19 protein-coding genes and 3 tRNA genes are annotated in these 20285 nt (G+C 58.6%); 2 read left to right on the forward strand and 20 right to left on the reverse strand.

All coding sequences use genetic code 11. The features are described 5' to 3' along the window. Nucleotides 1-16: 16 nt before the first annotated feature. The 13 genes from fabG to C2E25_RS06340 form a co-directional block, all read right to left on the reverse strand. Nucleotides 17-748 (reverse strand): 3-oxoacyl-ACP reductase FabG, encoded by a 732-nt coding sequence (gene fabG, locus C2E25_RS06280; protein ID WP_103114917.1) that lies wholly within the window; start codon nt 746-748, stop codon nt 17-19. A 27-nt stretch (nt 749-775) separates the two neighbouring features. Then, nucleotides 776-1351 carry a hypothetical protein gene (locus tag C2E25_RS06285; RefSeq protein WP_103114918.1) on the reverse strand — a complete coding sequence of 192 codons (576 nt, stop codon included), beginning with the start codon at nt 1349-1351 and terminating at the stop codon, nt 776-778. Between the two features lie 683 nt (nt 1352-2034). Then, the gene (locus C2E25_RS06290) at nt 2035-2817 is read right to left on the reverse strand and encodes a DUF3987 domain-containing protein (protein ID WP_103114919.1); all 783 of its coding nucleotides are present in this window, start codon (nt 2815-2817) and stop codon (nt 2035-2037) included. A gap of 228 nt (nt 2818-3045) precedes the next feature. Next, nucleotides 3046-4077, reverse strand: a complete 1032-nt coding sequence (locus tag C2E25_RS06295) for an IS110 family transposase (RefSeq protein ID WP_103114920.1) — start codon at nt 4075-4077, stop codon at nt 3046-3048. 67 nt (nt 4078-4144) lie between these two features. Beyond that, complete coding sequence (locus C2E25_RS06300; RefSeq protein ID WP_158247159.1) at nt 4145-4864, reverse strand: DUF3987 domain-containing protein; 720 nt, start codon at nt 4862-4864, stop codon at nt 4145-4147. A 150-nt stretch (nt 4865-5014) separates the two neighbouring features. Beyond that, the gene (locus C2E25_RS06305) at nt 5015-5212 is read right to left on the reverse strand and encodes a helix-turn-helix transcriptional regulator (protein WP_199177371.1); all 198 of its coding nucleotides are present in this window, start codon (nt 5210-5212) and stop codon (nt 5015-5017) included. An 843-nt stretch (nt 5213-6055) separates the two neighbouring features. Next, a tRNA-Arg gene (locus tag C2E25_RS06310) sits at nt 6056-6132 on the reverse strand. A 35-nt stretch (nt 6133-6167) separates the two neighbouring features. After that, on the reverse strand, nt 6168-6641 hold the full coding sequence (locus C2E25_RS06315) for a DUF2155 domain-containing protein (protein WP_233189358.1): 474 nt from the start codon (nt 6639-6641) through the stop codon (nt 6168-6170). A 294-nt stretch (nt 6642-6935) separates the two neighbouring features. After that, a tRNA-Ser gene (locus tag C2E25_RS06320) sits at nt 6936-7025 on the reverse strand. Nucleotides 7026-7135: 110 nt separating this feature from the next. Further along, nucleotides 7136-7221, reverse strand: a tRNA-Ser gene (locus C2E25_RS06325). Between the two features lie 12 nt (nt 7222-7233). Continuing rightward, nucleotides 7234-8508, reverse strand: coding sequence for a serine--tRNA ligase (gene serS, locus C2E25_RS06330; RefSeq protein ID WP_103114922.1), 1275 nt, complete (start codon nt 8506-8508; stop codon nt 7234-7236). A 148-nt stretch (nt 8509-8656) separates the two neighbouring features. Then, a complete protein-coding gene (locus tag C2E25_RS06335; RefSeq protein WP_103114923.1) occupies nt 8657-9238 on the reverse strand; it encodes an HD domain-containing protein in 582 nt (193 codons plus the stop codon). A gap of 253 nt (nt 9239-9491) precedes the next feature. Beyond that, nucleotides 9492-10364: an EamA family transporter gene (locus C2E25_RS06340; RefSeq protein WP_103114924.1), complete on the reverse strand. Its 873-nt coding sequence runs from the start codon at nt 10362-10364 to the stop codon at nt 9492-9494. Nucleotides 10365-10491: 127 nt separating this feature from the next. Between C2E25_RS06340 and C2E25_RS06345 the strand changes: the two genes are divergently transcribed. Further along, entirely contained in the window at nt 10492-11883 is a 1392-nt protein-coding gene (locus C2E25_RS06345) for a class II fumarate hydratase (protein ID WP_103114925.1), read from the forward strand. A 73-nt stretch (nt 11884-11956) separates the two neighbouring features. Here C2E25_RS06345 and C2E25_RS06350 read toward each other — a convergent pair whose 3' ends face one another. The 7 genes from C2E25_RS06350 to C2E25_RS06380 all read right to left on the reverse strand — a co-directional run bounded on the left by C2E25_RS06350 (nt 11957) and on the right by C2E25_RS06380 (nt 19741). Then, nucleotides 11957-13084 carry a ribonuclease D gene (locus C2E25_RS06350; protein WP_103114926.1) on the reverse strand — a complete coding sequence of 376 codons (1128 nt, stop codon included), beginning with the start codon at nt 13082-13084 and terminating at the stop codon, nt 11957-11959. A 21-nt stretch (nt 13085-13105) separates the two neighbouring features. Then, complete coding sequence (mutY, locus tag C2E25_RS06355; protein ID WP_103114927.1) at nt 13106-14182, reverse strand: A/G-specific adenine glycosylase; 1077 nt, start codon at nt 14180-14182, stop codon at nt 13106-13108. 181 nt (nt 14183-14363) lie between these two features. Further along, the gene (gene hisC / locus C2E25_RS06360) at nt 14364-15416 is read right to left on the reverse strand and encodes a histidinol-phosphate transaminase (protein ID WP_103114928.1); all 1053 of its coding nucleotides are present in this window, start codon (nt 15414-15416) and stop codon (nt 14364-14366) included. A 152-nt stretch (nt 15417-15568) separates the two neighbouring features. Continuing rightward, nucleotides 15569-16633, reverse strand: coding sequence for a cyclic dehypoxanthinyl futalosine synthase (gene mqnC / locus C2E25_RS06365; protein ID WP_103114929.1), 1065 nt, complete (start codon nt 16631-16633; stop codon nt 15569-15571). A gap of 219 nt (nt 16634-16852) precedes the next feature. Continuing rightward, nucleotides 16853-17923 carry an aminofutalosine synthase MqnE gene (gene mqnE, locus C2E25_RS06370; protein ID WP_103114930.1) on the reverse strand — a complete coding sequence of 357 codons (1071 nt, stop codon included), beginning with the start codon at nt 17921-17923 and terminating at the stop codon, nt 16853-16855. Nucleotides 17924-18085: 162 nt separating this feature from the next. Beyond that, nucleotides 18086-18691, reverse strand: coding sequence for a UbiX family flavin prenyltransferase (locus C2E25_RS06375; protein WP_103114931.1), 606 nt, complete (start codon nt 18689-18691; stop codon nt 18086-18088). A gap of 174 nt (nt 18692-18865) precedes the next feature. Then, nucleotides 18866-19741 (reverse strand): UbiA-like polyprenyltransferase, encoded by an 876-nt coding sequence (locus C2E25_RS06380; RefSeq protein ID WP_103114932.1) that lies wholly within the window; start codon nt 19739-19741, stop codon nt 18866-18868. Between the two features lie 169 nt (nt 19742-19910). Here C2E25_RS06380 and C2E25_RS06385 point away from each other — a divergent pair, with 169 nt between their 5' ends. Further along, the gene (locus C2E25_RS06385) at nt 19911-20267 is read left to right on the forward strand and encodes a hypothetical protein (protein WP_103114933.1); all 357 of its coding nucleotides are present in this window, start codon (nt 19911-19913) and stop codon (nt 20265-20267) included. Nucleotides 20268-20285: the final 18 nt, after the last annotated feature.

Here is a 20285-nt window from a genome sequence, read left to right on the forward strand (position 1 = left end):
CTCCCTCTCCCTTGTCTCAGGTATGCACGCCACCATTGACGGCAAACACCTGTCCAGTGATGTAACTGGCACGGTCTGAAGCAAGAAAGGCAACGACGCCGGCAACCTCTTCGGGAGTGCCCATGCGCCCCAAGGGGACCTGGGCCCGAATCTGCTCCAACGGGAGGTCTGCCGTCATCTCAGTAGCGATAAATCCGGGCGAAACCGCATTGACAAGAATATTACGCTTGGCAACTTCGGCAGCCAGAGAACGGGTCGCACCAATCAAGCCGGACTTGGCTGCGGAATAATTCGTCTGTCCAGCAACCCCGGTTTCACCGGACGTAGAGACAATATTGATGATACGCCCCTGGCGGCGTCTCAACATACGGGCCACTACGAGACGAGTGACATTGAAAAATCCGCCGAGATGCACATCCACAACCGACTGCCAGTCCTGGGCGCTCATCATGGCCATAATGCCATCGCGTGCAAACCCAGCATTATTGACCAGAACATCCGGAACCTGCAACTGCAGACGTTCCTCAAGTGCTTTTCCCGTGGCCTGGGCATCAGCAACGTCAAACGAAATGAGCTCACAGCGCCTTCCGAGAACCACAAGGTCATCGGCGACCCGAGCAGCGGCCTCATGGTCGCTGCAGTAGTTCAGCCAGATGTCAAAACCATCGACAGCCAGTTCCCGGACAATAGCTGCACCAATACCTTTGCTCCCGCCAGTAACGAGAGCGAGTTTCCCTACTTCGCTCAAAGAATTTACCTTTCTGGGAAGAAACCGCTATCTCAGTCGCGAACGGCTGCTACCTTTCCATCCGAATCGAAATCGACCAATGGTACCGAAGCGGTTGGTCCAGTAAATCCAGGTAGCCGCCTCCAAAGATGGGGTTCGGTGGGTGGCGGGATAACCGAGTGCAGTCATAACCCCCTCACGGGTCATCCCAGGCAAGACCTTGCCCTTGGCAATGCCCTCCTTGTCAAGTGTAGAAAAATGGTCCCAAAAAACGGGAGTCGATGAGGTAATCTTTTCCAGATACTCATCAACGCTCATCTGCATACGCGGGGCATGATAATCAAAAAGTATAGTCTTGGTGTCACCAGCGTAGCCGAAAACTATTTTTTTTCTGGACTTATCCTTGACAACTACCTTGGTCCCCGCAGGGATGATAATATGTCCGTGGCTGGGGTTGGTATAATTCGCATAACTCGCCTTGGCTACAGTCTCGGATTTTACTTGAGCATGTATATTGAACCTCGTGTAACGCAACTCTTCTGCCCGGCCGACAGTCGCCAGCATCAGCATGGCAGCAAAAAAAATAATGGAGAGTCTCCCGCAACGAACCGGATAAGACAACATATATCAACCCCTCCCCAAACAGATATCTCAAAAAATTGAATACATTTTATAACAAAACTGCCAACAACGGACAAGTCCTGATGACGGCCCACAATAGTTTTATGCTCAAGCCAAAACGAGACAATGCCCCACCCTGACTAGACAAGTCGAGAAGTAAAAGAGTGAAAAGCCCCTGTGCGCAAGGTCCCCAACATCGAGATACAAGATATTTTCTACCGCAACCACACGTATACAAGGTGGCAGCTTGATTTGATACAAACTCCCTATCCCGCACACTGGATCAATCCTGTTCCTCGGGGGAACCGGGCCGGTCGCGGACGGCCAAGCCGCCCACAACCTGATCACTCGCGCATGAGCGCCCCCCCTCCCAGCGCCACGCACCGGCGGCAGGCCAGATTGCCAAGCAATCTCTATGAAAGCTTAAACCTGAATCAGTGAGTTCCTGTTGGATGCAGAGTGCAAGTGCTTGGCCTGAATGAGATTTCCAAAAATCTGAAGCGCCCCCATAGGTTCGCTGGTGATTTTGGGGAAGTTCAGGCAGGTCAAGCACTTGTGCTATCCGCCGACAAGGGGCTCACCGATTCAGGTTAATCCCCAAAGTCCAGGCTCGACTGGCAGCACGAAAAAATCAGCCTCGATGTACAACCTGGACTTTTTGCAGTTATTGCAGCTTCTCTGAAAGCTCAGGAACAAGGTCCATCTTCGACAATGGATGGATGGGGATGGTAGATGACCGCCGGCCGGCCTCCAGTCGCCTTGCTGGTGCGGTGTTCCCTCTGCAGCCAGCCGTAATCACAGAGCAGCTCAAGGGCCTCTTGCACCAGGGAACGATCCTTGAGGCCGGCCCACCCTTTGCGCCAGATCTGCCACCCTCGAAAAGCCGGTTGCAGATCCCCAGCGCGGATACGTCTCAGGATCGCCCTTGCGGCCGCCACTTCAGGCAGGGTCACCGCCGCATAGGTTCGCTGGACATGACTTTCCAGGTAATCCGCCCAGGCCAGGGCACGCCTGACGGACCTGGCACCGACCGGGCCCTGTCCAACATCAACCAGGTGGCACAACAGTGCCAGGGTGGGAACCAGCTTGCGGTACTTTGCCAGGTGACTTTCAATGGTGGGGTGCATTTCGTCCGAACGCAGCCGCTCCTCCAGAACCGCGCGCCAGGAACGAAACAGCTCAAGCGCTTCCGGATCGAACCGCAATACCGGCGGTCCATCGCCACGCTGTTCGGCGCCAATGTCCGCTGTGGACACCCGGGACAGCCTGCGAAAAACATTCAGCACCCGCCGCCTGGCATCTTCGTCCGGCCGACGATCGACGTCCTGCCACCGATCCGGAAGATCCGGCCATACCAGCAATCCAAAGCGCTGCAGCAGGCCGTCATCCCCCGAGCCGCCATCGAGAACCGACCGGACATAGCCCGTATATGGTCTCCCCCCCTTTTTGCAAGGGCTTTGTATGGGCATGACAGGGACAGGATTGCTGCCGTATATCCGGCCTCTTTTTGAGGAAATTTATATCCTCGGGCCTCAATGATTTTCGCGCGTATCGTCCTTATCGACAGGACGGTTTCTGCTAACCGTCGGACTATTCAGGTTTTCGATACGCTGGTCTGACCTGTTTCGTCATTGCTCGTCACAGAGCCTTCGCAATCTCTGGTGGGAGAGTTCCCTTCCTATTCCCAGCGAATCGGGTTAATGCCTCGATGCCGCTGAAACGGGCTGATAAATGGTGTTGTATCTCAAAATGGCCCAACCGATGCGTGCCAACTTATTCGCCATCGCCACAACGGCTTTGTTCCAACCGCGTTCTTTGCGGATTCGATTGATCCAGCGACTCAGTGGGTCATCTTTTCTGGCGGCCTGGACGACGACAGCTCGGGCTCCATGGACGAGCAGACTACGCAGATAGCGATCCCCCCGTTTGCTGATGCCGAGCAGGTTGTCTTTCCCACCACTGCTGTGCTGACGAGGAACTAGGCCCAGTGACGCTGAGGCAGCCCGACCGTGGCCATAGGCACGACCATCACCGATAGCACTACGAAAAGCACTCGATACGATAGGACCAAAACCTGGAACTGTCTGCAGGCGCTGGCAGGCATCATCCTGCTGACTCAAAACCACCAGTTCATTCGTGTAGAAAGCGATATGTTCGTCAAGTTCTACCAGCTGCTCGTAACGTCGTACCAACAGGTTTCGGAATCGATCGCTCAAGCCATTTTCCGCATCCTCCAGCAACCCAGGGATGCTTTTGCGTAAGGTTGTCAGCCCTTTGGGTAGAACAATGCCGAATTCGCCCAGCAAGCCTCGTGTTGAGTTGCTTAGAGCCGTCCGATCTCTAATACACTGGGCGCGCATTCGGTGAATAGCTTGCATATCCTGCTCGGCTACCGTCTTGATTGCGACAAATGGCATGGATGGGCGGGTCGCAGCTTCGGCAATGGCACGCGCATCATTGTAGTCATTCTTGTTGCCGCGCAGATAGGGTTTCACGTACTGAGGCGGAACCAGTTTCACTTCATGACCCAGGGCGCGCAATTCACGCCCCCAGTAATGGGAGCTTGCGCAAGCCTCCATACCGACCCGGGAGGGCGGTAACTGAGCGAAAAACTGAAGAACCTGATTGCGTCGAAGCATCCGTTTTTTGACCTCTTTGAAGTGATCGTTGAAACAGACAACATGAAAGACACTTTTAGCCAAATCCAAGCCGACAGTGATAATATTCATATTGGTCTCCTCTCGCTCCTCGTTGATGGAAAGTTACTATTCTCCATCATGGCGCATAGACGCCGATTTAGGTAGCGGGGGGAGACCATCTCATCACCAGGCGCCCCGGCTGTGTGGACCCCAGCAGCGACAGACACAGGGCCGGGATATGCAGATTCAAACCGCGACCGATCCGGTCAAAGGTGTAACCGCTGTCACCGTTCCAGGCCGTCAGATAGAAGCCCCGTGCCGCGACATTATCTTCCCGGTCCAACTGTTTCAGCAACGACATCATCTCATCCCGATGCACGAGAATTCCGTCCGGGCTTTGCCGCAGCAGTTCGCCGAGCGCCTCCACGCTGCTGTCATTGCTCAGGTAGCGCCTGAGCACGGGAGGCTCCGGCGGAGAACCGAGGAGGTCCCCGGCAATGTCGGCTGTCGGATCATGGGCCAACCTTTTTCTGGCAATCTTTTCTGCCGCCTCACGCCGCAGGCGAAAGGCGAGTTCCTCCAGTTCATGGTCAGCCATGGCCTGCTGGTAAGCTTCCAGCTCTTCACTCGCCAATGTCTTGAGGGGAGCGAGCATCGCCTCCATGGCCGGAGACTTCAACAGACCCGGCCGGCCGACCAGAAGGCCCCACAGGTTGGGCACCACCATCCAGTCGGTTTCGGCCTGTGGACCGACAGCCACCCTGCGCCCCACCACTCCGGAAAGGGTGACCATGGCCGATACCGCCGGGTAATCGGGAGGACATTGCATCCGCTCCCAGACATCCATGACCCAGGGAGCCAGGGCATCAGGCAGCATGGCAAACTCTAATCTCTTCACCGGCGGGAGTTCTTCGGGAAGAGGACGCGGAACCCATCCTCCTGGTTCCAACCGGTCAAACCCTGCAGCCAGGTCTGTTTTCATGGTGACGTTTTCCTCCAGCACGGATCCAGGAAGGGCCGGCAAGGATCAAGAGACCTTTTCACTGCCCCGCAGGAATTCGAGAACCTCTTCATACAACCAGCCGGTGCAACCCGGTCCGATTTTCCGGCGTTTGGGAAACCGGCCCTGCTGCTCCAGGCGCCAGACCGTCGAGGGGGAGAGACCGGTCAGTTCCTTGATCCGGTTGCGGCGCACAAAGATGGGTTTGATTTCTGACTCTTTCATCGTTGTATTCTCCTTTCTTCTTCTATCCAGACGAGCAGCCATCATGACTGTCTGTTGCATGTCGGACTGAGGACACGCATGAGCTTTCACTGCTATTAAAGAAATGAGTACAGGGGGAACCTGAATGAGGAAATTTCTGGCAGATCGCTGAAGGATAACTTCGGATGCTGGTGGCGATTCAGACAGAAACACCTTCGATGACGGGACCATAAAGTACAGATTTTCATCCCCGCATGGAGTGGCAATCCCATCCTGCAGAAAAGCACTTCAGTTTCTGGAATCGCTGTTTTTTTGAATCTGGAATCGCTGGACTTAATAAAAGCAGTTCTGGTGTCTGGAGAAAATGGCGTTTTTAGTATCTGGGATTTTGGGTTTTTGATTTCTGGAATCGCTGACAAATCCCAGACAAATCACTGATAAATTTTGCTGGAAAAACTGTACTTGGAATTTTGAATAGAAGCCACCCCAGCCAGATGAACGCGAAGCGACCTGGTAAAACTTTTTGCAGTTATTGCAGTCGTAGCGGGAGGGGTTTCTGGAGTGAAAATGAGGGCTCAACAGCCCACTGCAAAAACTGCAATAAGGTAATGCGGCTTCAGCAGAGACGGGGGGGATGCAACAAGAAGGGACGATGGCCGGGACGGCTCACACCCCGGCCCGGATGCAGCCTCGTGACAGGGTGCCCCCCTAGCCACATACGAACCCTTCTCAGCAAGAGTAGCACTGCCAGGTATTGAAATCAAAGGGGGCGGGAAACCGGTTTCATTATTAGCAAAATTATTAGCAAAACCCGAAAAAACGAAAGGGCTACAGGAACGAAATCCTGTAACCCTTTGTTATTATTGGCGCGCCGCGGAAGATTCGAACTCCCGACCTTCTGATCCGTAGTCAGACGCTCTATCCAGCTGAGCTAGCGGCGCAGGGAAGTGCGTTATCTCTCAAATTCTCGTTCTTGTCAACCCTTTTTTCCCTTTTCCCCGTTCGCCGGCACATAACCGACCAGGCTGAAGCCGTAGCGCGGATGCTGAAAAGCATGGGTATTGGGATAGAGACTGAACAGCCAGCCCTTGAAAACCTGCTTGCCCTTTTCGGTGATGACGATCTGCGCGGCCGGATTCTTGGGGTCGTTGCTCAGGGACGTCAGGGTCATGCCGTCCATGACGAAATGCGGCAGAAAGTTGGTCACCTTCAGACGGAGATCAGAATCGCCGAGTTTGAATGAATAGCCGATATCGACCGTGTAAATATCCTCGCTGCTCTTTTCCTTGTCCTGAACAGCAATCTTGACGGCCTTCCAGTGACCGGCCACCGACTCGGGGACGACGATCTTGGCTTCCTGCTTGGTGATATTCCCGTGGGGGGATGGCTTCTTGGCCGGTTCTTCCTCCTGCTTGCTGCAACCGACAACAAGCAGCAGAAGAAGGGACAACAGAAGAGTGGACCTGAACAAAGTCTTCACGATCACAGGACCTCACTGATGACGACGGACTGACCGCCTGGGGAACAAGCAATCGACACGGGAAAACCGGTTCCACGTATCAACCAACCTGTTGTGAAACTGGCGGAGAGGGAGGGATTCGGTCACTGCGTCACCGCCATCCCGGCGGCTCCTGCGTAACCTCACCTCCGCTCGCTGCCGCGGGCATCCTGCCCGCTTTTCGTCCACTGGACGCGCTCACTGCGCTTCGAATCCCTCCAGGGAACGCCGTTGCTGTTGTGAAACTGGCGGAGAGGGAGGGATTCGAACCCTCGGTACAGTTGCCCGTACAACACCTTAGCAGGGTGCCGCCTTCAGCCGCTCGGCCACCTCTCCGTATTCAGTTGTTCAACGCTCGCTGCCGCGGGCATCCTGCCCGCTTTTCGTCCACCGGACGCGCTCGCTGTGCTTCGAATCCTACCGCGACCGTCCGAGCTTGATTTGGATGGCGGAGGAGGTAGGATTCGAACCCACGGAGCTTTCGCTCAACGGTTTTCAAGACCGCCGCCTTCGACCGCTCGGCCACTCCTCCGCAGCAGACTCTTTATCGGGCGTCAAGAACCTCCAGACCACCCATATAGGGCCGCAGGGCGGCGGGGATAACCACCGAGCCATCGGCCTGCTGGTAATTCTCGAGGATCGCCACCAATGTCCGTCCGACCGCCAGCGCTGAACCGTTAAGGGTATGAACCAGTTCCGGCTTGGCGCCGGCCTCGCGCCGGAAACGGATACCGGCCCGACGGGCCTGGAAATCGGTGAAGGTCGAACAGGAGGAAATCTCCCGGTAACAATCCTGCCCCGGCAGCCAGACCTCGATATCAAAGGTGCGGGCCGCGGAAAAACCGAGATCGCCGGTACACAGGTCCATCACCCGGTAGGGAAGTTCCAGCAGCTGCAGAACCTTTTCGGCGTTGCCGAGAAGTTTTTCCAGCTCCGCATCCGAATCCTCCGGCCGAACGAATTTCACCAGCTCAACTTTGTTGAACTGGTGCTGGCGGATCAGACCGCGGGTATCCCGCCCATGTGACCCGGCCTCCTTGCGAAAGCAGGGGGTATAGGCGGTATAGCAGAGCGGCAGTTGGTCGCCGGCGAGAATCTCGTCCCGGTGAATATTGGTCACCGGCACCTCGGCCGTCGGGATCAGAAAGAGGTCAACGCCCTCGGTATGAAAAAGATCATCTTCGAATTTGGGGAGCTGTCCGGTCCCCGTCATCGTCGCCCTGTTTACCATAAAGGGCGGCAATATTTCAATATAATTGTGCTCGCCGGTGTGCAGGTCGAGCATGAAGTTGATCAGTGCGCGTTCAAGCCGGGCTCCGCCCCCCCGGGCCAGAGAAAAGCGCGCCCCGGAGAGCTTTCCGGCCCGCTCGAAATCAAGGATGCCGAGCCCTTCGCCAAGATCGACATGATCGCGGATTTCGAAATCGAACTGCCGCGGGGTCCCCCAGCGTCGGATCTCGACGTTCTCCTCCTCGGCGGCGCCGACCGGCGTAGCCGGATGCGGCAGATTGGGGATGGTCAGCAGCAGCGCCTGCAATTCCCCTTCGACCTGGCGCAGCGCCTCGTCAAGTTGCTTGATCCGTGCCGAGACCTCCTTCATGCGGGCGATCTCACCCTGCACCTGGCTCTTGTCCCGGGTCTTGCCGATCAGCGCCGAAACCTGGTTGCGCTCGGCCTTGAGACCCTCGGCCTCGCCGAGCAGGCTGCGCCGTTTCTCGTCCAGCCCACAAAAAGCGGACAGATCAACATCATCGCCGCGCGTTACCAGACGGCGTTCGGCTTCTTTCAGATTGTCCCGCAGGTAGCGGCTGTCCAGCATAACTGAAATCCCCGTTCTGTAACACCTGAATCAGTAAACTCCTTGTCGGCGGATAAACATAAGTCATTGCCCTCTCCATCCCACAGGAACTCACTGATTCAGGTAACAATTTTCAAGCGGACACTTGTAACACTAAAGCCCGGCAGCGTCAAGCAGGGCCCCGCTCTCCCTTCACCCACCACTGGTGATCATCATCGAACCACCACTTGCTCGAATCGGTCTCCCAGATGGTCGCCGCCAGTTGCCGCGCCGCATCGGTCCGCAACCGCTCAACAGAATAAGGATACCACTCGTCGGCGTAACGGTTGCCGAGATCCTTGTATTCCTTCAATGCCAGGATCATTTCCAACTGGTCGGCATCATGCGCCAGCTGCGCCTCACGGCTCTCGCAGGCATCAAATTCTTGCCACAGGTGACGATAGTCGTCGCCGAACGGCAGGTTGCGGGCCAGATCCTCGACCGCTTTTTTTTCGTCCGAACGAACGTACTTTTTGTTGACATAGTTCTGATCGCCGGTCCGCGCCTCGGGCAGGTCATGAAAGAGACAGATCTGCACTACCCGACCGACGTCGGCCCGGCCATCCAGATGGGCCAGGGTGTAACCGATCATGGCGGTGCGAAAGGAATGTTCGGCCACCGACTCGGCGCCGGAGCCGAGAAACTGGAAGCCGCTGCGCGGGGTGCGTTTGAGCATCCCCACCTCGAACAGAAAATTGGCCAGGTTTTTCATCAGAGAGCCCTCGGGAAACGGAAATTCTGTACCGCCTGTTTATAGCACAGCCTGGGACACCCGGCCCAGCTTCAACCCAAATCCACCGGCAGTTTTGCGGACCGAGGGTGGCGGGACGGGTGGAGATGCGAGGCGCCGTTCCGCTTCGGGCGCAAACGTAGCCGAGCTACGTTGAGCACCGATGCGGTGAAGGCAACGAAGCAGATTCAGCCGTAACGACACCCGAATCCCGAAATTGCCGGCGGATTTGGGTTCAACCGAAACGGACCAGGCAGACTCCGGCGAGAATCAGCAGAGTGGCACCAAACCGGATGCGACCGGCCCGTTCACCGAGAAAAACCACCCCGATCAAAACGGCGATCAACAACGAAGCCTGGCGCACCGGCACCGCGTAGCTCATCGGCGCCAGCTGCAGTCCGTAACGAAAGCTGAGAAAGGAACAGAGCATCACCGGACCGGCGCAGAGGACCAGTCGCGGATGACGGCGCCATTCGGCCGGGATCCGCCCCCTGTTGCCCGACCGCAACAGGTTGAGCGACATCAGCAACAGCATCCAGACAACCAGCAGGTAAGTGAAATGCAACGGATCATAACGGGTCACCCCGCTCTTGTCGATCACCGCGCCGAAGGAATAGACCAGCCCCGCTGCAAGCGCGAAGCGTACCGAAGAACTTCCCAGGTTGTGAAACGGGCGCAGCACTTCGGACATCCTCAGGGTGCGCAGCTGCACGGCATAGGCCCCAATGGCAATCAACAGGATGCCGGCCCCCCCAAGCGGAGACAGATGTTCCTTGAGCAGCAGCACCCCCCAAAGGGGAACATAGAGCATCGCCGTCTGCGCCAACGGGTAGGTCATCGACAGATCCCCTTCACGGTAGGCGCGTCCAGTGAAGAGGTGGTAGAGGACGAAACAGACAGCCCCGCCGGCGGTAAGCAGCAGCAGGCGGGGCGACAGCGGCGGAAAGGGCCCGGCCGCCAGCAACATGATCAGGCTGAAGAGGATCCCGGACTGCAGGAACATCCACCAGATATAGGCGGTCTTGTCCCCGCTCTGCTTGACCAGCAGGTTCCACAGGGCGTGCATCAGCGCCGAGAACAGAATGAGAACAAAAGCGAGGGAATTCACCGGGACATTCTACATGAAGGCGCGACAGCGGCGAAGCAGTATTTTTAGCCAGAGTAAAATTCGTCCTGATTCAGGCCATTGACAGCCATGACGGGATTGATAAGCTGGCTGCAAAAGGAGAATGCCGATGAACCGAGAGAAACAACGCACCGAAACCGATTCGATGGGCAGCATGCAGGTCCCCGCCGCTGCCCTCTACGGCGCCCAGACCGCGCGTGCGGTCAACAACTTCCCGGTCTCCGGCCGGCCCCTGCCGCGGGCGATGATCCGCGCCCTGGGCCTGATCAAGCAGCACGCGGCCCAGGTCAATGCCGAACTGGGACTGCTGCCGGCAGACCTGGCCGAAGCGATAGCGCAGGCCGCCGCCGAGGTGGCAAACGGAGATCTCGATGAGCATTTCCCGATCGACATCTTCCAGACCGGTTCCGGAACCAGCAGCAACATGAACGCCAACGAGGTGATCGCCAACCGTGCCGCCGCCGTCCTCGGCCACAACCTCGGCGACAAGGCGGTCCATCCCAACGATCATGTCAACCTCGGCCAGTCAAGCAATGACGTCTTTCCCAGCGCCATCCACCTGGCTGCCGCCGAAGAACTGCACCGACATCTGCTGCCGGCCCTGGAGCAGCTGCAGAAGAGCCTGCAGGACAAGGCTGAGGAGTTCGATCCGATTGTCAAGCTGGGGCGCACCCACCTGCAGGACGCGGTGCCGATCCGTCTCGGCCAGGTCTTTTCCGGCTATACCCGCCAGCTCGAACTGGCCCGGCAACGGCTCCAGCAGAGCGCCGCGGGGCTGCTGGAGCTGCCCCTGGGAGGCACCGCCGTCGGCACCGGGCTGAATACCCACCCGGAGTTTGCCGCCCGCGTCTGCTCGGGACTGACAAAGGAAACCGGGCTGAAATTCAGCGAGGCACGCAACCACTTCGAGGCCCAGGCGGCCAGGGATGCGGTCGTCAACCTGAGCGGAGCCCTGAAAAGCTGCGCCGTGGCCCTCTTCAAAATCGCCAATGATATCCGCCTTCTCGCCAGCGGGCCACGCGGCGGCTATGGCGAACTGAGTCTGCCGGCCGTGCAGCCGGGCAGTTCCATCATGCCGGGCAAGGTCAATCCGGTGATGGCGGAGTGCCTGATCCAGGTCTGCGCCCAGGTGATCGGCAATGACGCCACCATCACTCTCGGCGGACTGGCGGGCAATTTCGAACTCAATGTGATGCTGCCGCTGCTGGCCCGCAACCTGCTGGAGAGCATTGAGCTGGCAGCCAACGCCGCGCGGCTGTTCGCTGAGAAGTGTGTGACCGGGCTGCAGGCCAACGCCGAACGCTGTGCCGAACTGGTCGAACAGAGTCTGGCCATGGTCACCGCCCTGGCGCCGCGCATCGGCTATGACCGTGCTTCGGAGCTGGCCAAACAGGCCTTCCGGGAAGGGACAACGATCCGCGCCCTCTGCCTGCGGGAAAAGGTCCTTCCGCAAGAGGAGCTGAACCGGCTGCTGGACCCACTGCCGCAAACGGGAAGGTAAACCCAAAAGCAAACGCGCGGGTTGCTACCCGCGCGTTTGCTTCAGAATGGAATATCCGCCGCCCTGATCAACGTCATCCGTGATCAAGCACCTGCAGGATCTGCGCTCCGAACTCCTGCCGCTGCCAGTTGCGCATGCCTTCAAACCGGGCGAAGTCATCGAGACTCCCCGGAGGCTGGTAGGCGATCGCTTCGAGCAGGGCATTGTTGATCATCACCCCGGGATCGAGCTGCAGCCGCTCCGCCTGCTGCCGGCGCCACTGCTTCAGGCGCTCGAAACGCTTGTCCGCTTCAGGGTCACGCAGACGCCGCGCGCCGCGCGGGAAACCCGGCAACTCCTTTTCCGGAATCGCCAACCCTGCACTCACGCACTCCAGCAGTTCACGGCCGAACCTTTCGACCAGGCGCGGAAACATCCCCTCCAGCCGACCGAGAGCCCTGGCGGTCTGCGGCGCGGCGGTGGCGACGGCCAGCAGCGGCTTGTTGCCGATGATCTTGAACGGCGGCACGTCCCGTTTGCGGGCACGGCGGATGCGCCACTGCAGCAGCTGTTCAAGAATGGCCAGCTGGCGACGGTCGAGACGCCCGGCCCCCTTGAAACGCAGAAACAGCGGACCGCCGTTCTCTTCGAAGGCCACCTCCTGCAGCAGGGCGCATTCTTCGGCGTGCCACCCGGTTCGTCCGAGCTCTTCCAGCCGCTGCTCAAGCACCCCGGCCAACCGCTCCAAGTCAGCGGTATCCCCGGCCGCGTAGGCGATCATCTCGCCCGGCAGGGGACGAATCGTCCAGTCGGCACGCTGGTATTTCTTGTCGATCCGCAGGTCAAAATATTTGCCGAGCAGATCAGCCAGGCCGATCTTCTTCTCACCACAGAACTGGGCGGCGACCATGCTGTCAAACAAGCCGTCGATCCGCAGGTCGAAATCGCGCCGCAGGCAGCGCAGGTCGTAATCGGCGGCATGGAACAGTTTTCGCTGCCGCGGATTGGCAAAAATCGCCCGCAGCGGCTCAAGGTCGGGCAGCGCCAGCGGATCGAGCAGCATGGTCCGCCCGGCGGCGGTGAACTGCAGCAGGCAGACCTGCTCGGTGAAATGGTGCATGCTGTCGGCTTCGAGATCAACGGCGATCACCGGCTGATCCGCCAGAAAGCGGGCGAACTCCGCCAGTTCGGAGGCATCTTCAATAATCGGAGTCTTGTTCATAAGTTCGCCATGGTGACAGATTCAGGCTGGCGAGTCCAGCAACTTCGCCGCCTTCAGGTGGGCACCGTGCAATGGTGTCCGGGCCAGCGCGGCCGGGTCGACCCAGCGCCACTCCCCCTGTTCCGCTACCCTGCAGCGCTCCGGAAACGGCGCGGACCAGACCTCCAGTTCGAGCCGGAAGTGGGAATAGGCGTGGTGGATTTCGCCGACCCGCCGCGGTTCACCCACCCCTCCCTGCTCCGCCAGCAACCGGCGGGCAGAGTCTCCGCCTCCTTCATGGACGAGCAGATCGGTCGCCGGGAATTCCCAGAGACCCTGCAGCATGCCGTCAAAGGGGCGGCGGCGTACCAGCAGCCGGCCGTCGCGCCACAACAACAGCGCCACCTGCCGGACAGTCGGCACCGTCTTCGTTGCAGACTTCGGCGGCAGCTCCCGTTCCAACCCCCGGCGACGCGCCTGACAGAGGTCTGTCAGCGGACAGGAGGGACAAACGGGCTGCTTCGGAAGACAGACCATCGCCCCGAGATCCATGATCGCCTGCGCGTAATCGTGTGGCCGGTCAGCCGGGGTCAGTACCTCCGCCCAGCCCCAGAGCAGGTTCTCCGCCCGCCCTGAACGGGGCGGCAGTTGCAGGGCGAAAAGCCGGCAGAGGACCCGCCGCACGTTGCCGTCGAGAATCGGTGCCGGTTGGTCAAAGGCGATGGAGAGAATCGCCCCGGCGGTCGAACGACCGACACCGGGCAGGGAGAGGATCTCCTCCGGGCTCGCGGGAAAGCTGCCGCCGAAGTCTTCCACCACCTTCACCGCCGCGGCGTGCAGATGACGGGCGCGGCGGTAGTAACCGAGCCCCGCCCAGAGCTCGATGACCGCCTCCACCGGAGCCGCCGCCAACGCTTCGATATCGGGAAAGGCCGCCAGAAATTTTTCGTAGTAGGGAACCACCGTGACCACGGTGGTCTGCTGCAGCATGATCTCGGAGAGCCAGATACGGTAGGGGTCACGGGTGTGCCGCCAGGGCAGGTCGCGCCCCTCATCGGCGTACCAGGCCAGCAGGCGCTCGGCGACCTCGGCAGGGTTGAAGGGATAGGCGTCGGGCATGAAAATCAAATCTCACCACGAAGATACGGAGAATTCATTCAAGCAATCTCGCGCAGAGGCGCGGAGGGAAGACCCAGGCTGAGCAAAAAATGTCCAGCGGCAAGGCGTCCATAACTCCGCAAGGGACATCGTTGACGCGGGGGGAGGACAACGCAGCAGATGGCCGTTTTTCATCAGCCCGTCAGCCGATTTCCCGTAATGCCGCAAGGGCCAGATCCATCTCCTCGTCGGTGCCGATCGAAATTCGCAGCCCATGGGCGAGCAGCGGGTCGGAGAAGTGGCGAACCAGAATCCGGCGCTGGAAAAGCGCCTCGTAAACCCGCTTGCCGTCCCGGTCCGGCGACGCAGCGAACACGTAGTTGGCGCAGGAATCGAGCACCTGGTAACCGAGACTTTTCAATGCGGCGGCAAAACGACATCGGGTGCTGCAGATCTTCGCGACCATCTCCTTGAGATAGTCCTGGTCACGCAACGCGGCACTCGCCGCGACCAGCGCCAGGCGATCGAGGTGGTAATGGTCACGAATCTTGTCGAGGGCGGCAATCATCTCGGGACGCGCCACCGCCAGCCCGAGTCGCATTCCGGCCAGGGAATAGCTCTTCGACAGGGTGCGGGTCACAACGACATTCCTGCATTCCCTGACCAGCCCCAGGGCGTTTTCTTCGGCAAAATCAACATAGGCCTCATCAACCACCAGGATCCCGGCACAGCGACCGGCGAGTTCCCTGATGTAGGCTTTGTCAAAAGCAATCCCCAGCGGGGCGTTGGGGCTGGTGAGAAAAAAGATTTTACCTGAATATCGTGCCGGGAAGTCGGCAATCCGGCCCGCTTCCGTCAACCCGAAGGTCTTCACCTTCGCGCCCTGGATTGCGGCCAGGGTCGCGTAGTAGGAATAGGACGGGTGGACATAGGCGATCTCTTCCCCCTCCCCGGCGCAGGCGCGGATCAGATTGTTGAGCAACTCATCCGAACCGTTGGCGCTGATCACCCAGTCGGGATCAAAACCGTACAGTTCCGCCGCCACCCGTCGGAACTCCCGGCTGGCCGCATCCGGGTACTTGCGCAGGTTGCCGCCATCACTGCCGAGTTCGGCCAGAATCGCTTCACGCACCCTGGGCGAGGGAGGGTAGGGATTTTCGTTGGTGTTGAGCTTGATCCACTCCGCCTCGTTTTCAGGCTGGAAGCCGGGCACGTAGCCGGCCATTTCGGCGATGTTTTTGCGTAAATATGACATGTTTGACAACTTCCTGGTGAATGTACCGCCGGGCAAATGAAGCCGGGAAAAAGAAATCTCACGCCCGTTCGCTTATGCTCACTCAAGACGCTGAGACGCTGAGCGAATCCCCCTGCCCAGGTTTTTCTCTGCGCGAGGTGTTTTCCTGAGGCTCAGTACTCCTCCAGAATCTCATACTCCGTCGTGCGCCGCACCGGGATAAAGCCGGCCCCGCGCGCCAGGTCGATGATCTCCTCCTTCGACATACGGAAGGTGACACCGGCGGCGGCGACCACATTCTCTTCAAGCATGGTGCCGCCGAGGTCGTTGGCTCCGAAGAAGAGTGCAACCTGAGCCATGCGGGCTCCCTGGGTTACCCAGCTGGCCTGGATATTGTCGATATTGTCAAGGACAATGCGCGACAGCGCCAGCACCTTCAGGTAGTCAACCCCGGTCGCCGTTTCCCCGCCAAGTTCAGTGTTGCGCGGTTGAAAAGTCCAGGGGATAAATGCCGTAAAACCGCCGGTCCGTGCCTGGATTTCACGGATACGCAACAGGTGCTCGACAATATCTTCCGGTTCTTCGCAGCTGCCGAACATCATCGTCGCGGTGGTGCGCATCCCCAATCCGTGAGCAAGTTCCATCACCTCGCCCCACTGTTGCCAACCAATCTTGTTGGGCGAGATCCGTTGCCGCACCGCGTCGACCAGCACCTCGGCACCGGCACCGGGCAGAGATTTCAGCCCCGCCGCCTGCAGCCGCCGCAGGCAGTCCGCGACACTCAGGTTCGAGAGCCGGGCGATATGGACAACCTCGGCCGCCGACAGGGAATGGATCTGCACCTGCGGAAAACGCTGCGAGAGCTGACGAAACAGTTCCTCGAACCATTCGATTTCCAGCTCCGGGTGCAGCCCGCCCTGCATCAGCAGCTGGGTGCCGCCGTGATCGACCAGTTCCTGGACCTTGGCGAAGATCGTCTCGTAGTCGAGCAGGTAGGCCTGATCAGAATCGGCATCACAGTAGAACGCGCAGAACTTGCATTTCGACTCGCAGACGTTGCTGTAATTGACGTTGCGGTCGACCACGAAGGTCACACGGTTCTCCGGGTGTTTGCGCCGCCGCACCCCATCGCCCAGCCTGCCGAGCTGCAGCAGCTCGGCCTCGGTGAGTAGCCAGAGCGCCTCGTCGCGGTCAAGACTACTCCCCTGCGCTATTTTCTTTTGGATGTTCTCAAGCATGAAATTCAATCTGTCACCAAGACACCAAGAGTACCAAGAAGGCCTAAGTCCTAATTTAACGGAGAGGCGCAGAGAAGGGGAGAAAAGCCAGAAGCAGGGTTGAGGCTCTCATCACAAGCTCTTTTGATCATTCTCTCCACCTCTCCTGCTCTGCGCCTCTCCGTTAAAATGCCTTGCGCTTCTCCCGGCGTCCTTCGTATCTTGATGGCTATCCGGTTTTCACAATTCGTTATACAGCGTGTCACGCTCGACCGGCACCCGTCCGGCCTGGCGAATCAGTTTCTGGATATCACCCCTGCTCATGGCCTGCGGCGAATCGGCACCGGCGTCGTGACCGATCTTTTCCTCGACGACGGTGCCGTCAAGATCGTTGACCCCGAAGCAGAGAGCGGTCTGGGCGATCTTCACGCCTAACATCACCCAGTAGGCCTTGATGTGCTTAAAGTTGTCCAGGTAGAGGCGGCTGATCGCCAGGGTCTTGAGAGCATCCACGCCACCGACCCCTTTGGCCCCCGGCACCCGGGTGTTGTCGGGCTGGAAGGCGAGGGGGATGAACGCCTGAAAGCCGCCGGTCCGATCCTGCAACTCGCGCAGCAGGCGCAGGTGCTCAACCCGGTCCGGATAGGTTTCGAGATGGCCGAAAAGCATGGTGGCGTTGGACTTGAACCCGGCACGGTGGACCTTTTCGGTCACCTCCAGCCAGCGGTCGCCACTGATCTTTTCCGGGCAGATCCGATCACGAACCTCCTGCCCAAGGATTTCCGCACCGCCTCCGGGCAGGGACCCGAGCCCCGCCTCTCCGAGCGCGGCGATGACCTCCTCAACGGTCAAGCCTGAAATTTGGCTGAAGTAATCGATCTCGACAGCCGTAAAAGCCTTGATATGCAGCTTCGGTTCAACCTTTTTGATGGTCTGCAGCATCTCCAGGTAGAATTCGAAGGGCAGATCGGGATGCAGGCCGCCGACGGTATGGATCTCGGTCGCCCCGGCGGCAGCCGCCTCCCGGGCCTTCTCGGCGATCTGCTCCAGCGCCAGGGTGTACTCTCCCGCCTCGCTCTCCTCTTTCGAGAAAGCGCAGAACCGGCAGCGGTTGACGCAGCGGTTGGTGTAGTTGATGTGGCGGTTGACGTTGAAGTAAACCCGGTCACCATTCTGGCGCCTGTTGGCTTCCGCCGCCAGTTCACCGATGGCGAGCAGGTCGTTCGATTCGAACAGAGCCATCGCCTCGTCATCCGATATGCGCGTGTTCGAGGCGACTTTTTCCTTTATCGATGCAAACAGACCGTTCATTTGTATTCAAACCTTTAAACCGGACTCGCGCAGTGGCGCAGAAGCGCCGAGAAAACCCCGTCAAATAGTCTTTATTTATTCTGCCTGTCCGCCAAACTTTGCACGAGACACCTTTGCTTTTGAACTTCTCTGTACCTCAGCGTCTCTGCGCGAGATCATCATTTATTCCCCCCAGCGCTTGAACAACTGATGTTCAACGCCGAGTTGATCAAGGATCTTGCCGACCACGAAGTCGACCAGATCATCAATCGATTCCGGCTGCTGGTAGAACCCCGGCATCGCCGGCAGGATCTGGCCGCCCGCCCGCGAGATGCGCAGCATATTTTCGAGGTGGATCTGGTTGAAGGGGGTCTCGCGTGGCACCAGCAACAGCTTGCGACCTTCCTTCAAGGCCACATCCGCGACCCGTTCAAGCAGGGTGTCGGAGAGTCCGGCAGCGATGCGACCAAGGGTGCCCATCGAGCAGGGACAGATAACCACCGCATCCGGTGCGCTGGAACCACTGGCGATCGGGGCGAAAAAGTCACTCATGCCGTAAACCAGCAGCGACTTACCGGCCGAGAAATGCCCGCGCAGCTGTGTTTCGCAGGCCGCCGAATCATCGTCAAGCTGCAGCCCCGTCTCGAAGCCGAGCACCTGGCGGCCGGCATCACTCAGCAGCAGGCTGACCTTGATCTGCGCACACAGCAACTCCTCGATCAGGCGCAGACCGTAGATGGAACCGGAGGCCCCGGTGATGCCGACGACTATTTTCCGCAAATTCCCCATTCTCCGACCAAAATCAAAATCGTTTTGATCCGCAGATTACGCAGATTTTCACAGATTAAAATCAACAGATTTTCTTTATGGTTTTGACCCTATTCTGCGTCCATCTGCGAACTCCGCGGATAAACAAGCTTTTCCTCTCTCTGTGCCCTCCGTGGCTCTGTGGTTTACGCCTTTTTAAACGACTGCATCAACCAGCGTGAAAACAAAAATCGTCACGCTGATATAGCCGTTCATGTTGAAGAATGCCGCATCCAGTCGTGACAGGTCGTCCGGCTTGACCAGGCTGTGTTCGTAGAGCAGCAGCCCGGCCACGACGAATACCCCGACGACATAGATCCACCCCAGGCCGCTGCCCGGCAGCACCAGCAGCAGGAAGAGCAGCATCAGCCCATGGAAAACGCGCACCAGCAGGAAGGACCTGTCAATGCCGAGCCGGGATGGAATCGAATGCAGGCCGTGCTCGACATCGAATTCATAATCCTGCAGAGCATAGAAAATATCGAACCCGGCGACCCAGAAAAGGACAGCCAGCGCCAGCGCCGTTACCGGCCAATCCAGGGTGCCGCGCAGGGCGATATAGGCGCCGATCGGTGCCGCTGCGAGGCAGATACCGAGGACAATGTGGGCGTAGTGGCTGAAGCGCTTGCAGTAGGCGTAGAGAACGAAAAAACTGATGGCCACCGGGGCCAGCCGGAAACAGAGTGGGTTGAGCATCCAGGCGGCGAAGAGAAAAATTGCCAGCGAGACAGCAATAAACAACCAGGCCTCAGTCACCGAAACCCGTCCGGACGGAATGTGACGATCGGCGGTTCGCGGATTGTCGGCGTCTATCCCGGCGTCAATCAGGCGGTTCAGACCCATCGCTCCACTGCGCGCCCCAACCATCGCCAGGCAGATCCACAAAACCTGGCCGACTCCGGGCAGAGCCTTGCTGTCGAGACTTGCCAGCACCACCCCCATCAGGGCAAACGGGAAGGCAAACACGGTGTGGGAGAACTTGATCATCTCCAGCAGGGTGCTGGTCTTTTCGGCGATGGCGGCAAACGACATACAAATCCTCTGGTGAAAAGTGGCTCCAGCTCGGCAGTTTACACCCAGACCTTTCCGGCGACAAGCGTTCTACAGCTTTCGCTCCGACGGGAAGGCAAACGGGGAAACCAAAAACGAACTATACTAGTAGAGAGTCCCTGCTGAATGCCAGGAGCAGAAAGGAGGTCCCATGGACAACATCGAAATCCGCTCGGCAATCGATCAACGACGCACGGAAGCTACCCGATTTATCCGCTGGTGGCGCAAGGAGAATGATTTCGTCGATTTTGAACTGCTCAACAGCTTTCTTGATCGGCTCGGCAGCGGCGAAGACTTCGCCGGTTTTGAACTGCTCGACACAGAACAGATGTGGCAGGCCCTGATGAACGCCTGTCCAAACTGCGCCTGTCGCGAAAATCGTGGCCGGGGCGCGGTCATTGTCTGGCATACCGGAGGCGATAAAAACAATGCGGTCGAACTGCCCTATACTGATGAATCGATTATGACCATTTTTGATGCCGAAACCCGCGGCAATACGTTGCAATAAGCGACGGACGAAGAACGG

Origin of the sequence: Geothermobacter hydrogeniphilus (assembly GCF_002898515.1) — a bacterium.
Lineage (GTDB): Bacteria > Desulfobacterota > Desulfuromonadia > Desulfuromonadales > Geothermobacteraceae > Geothermobacter_A.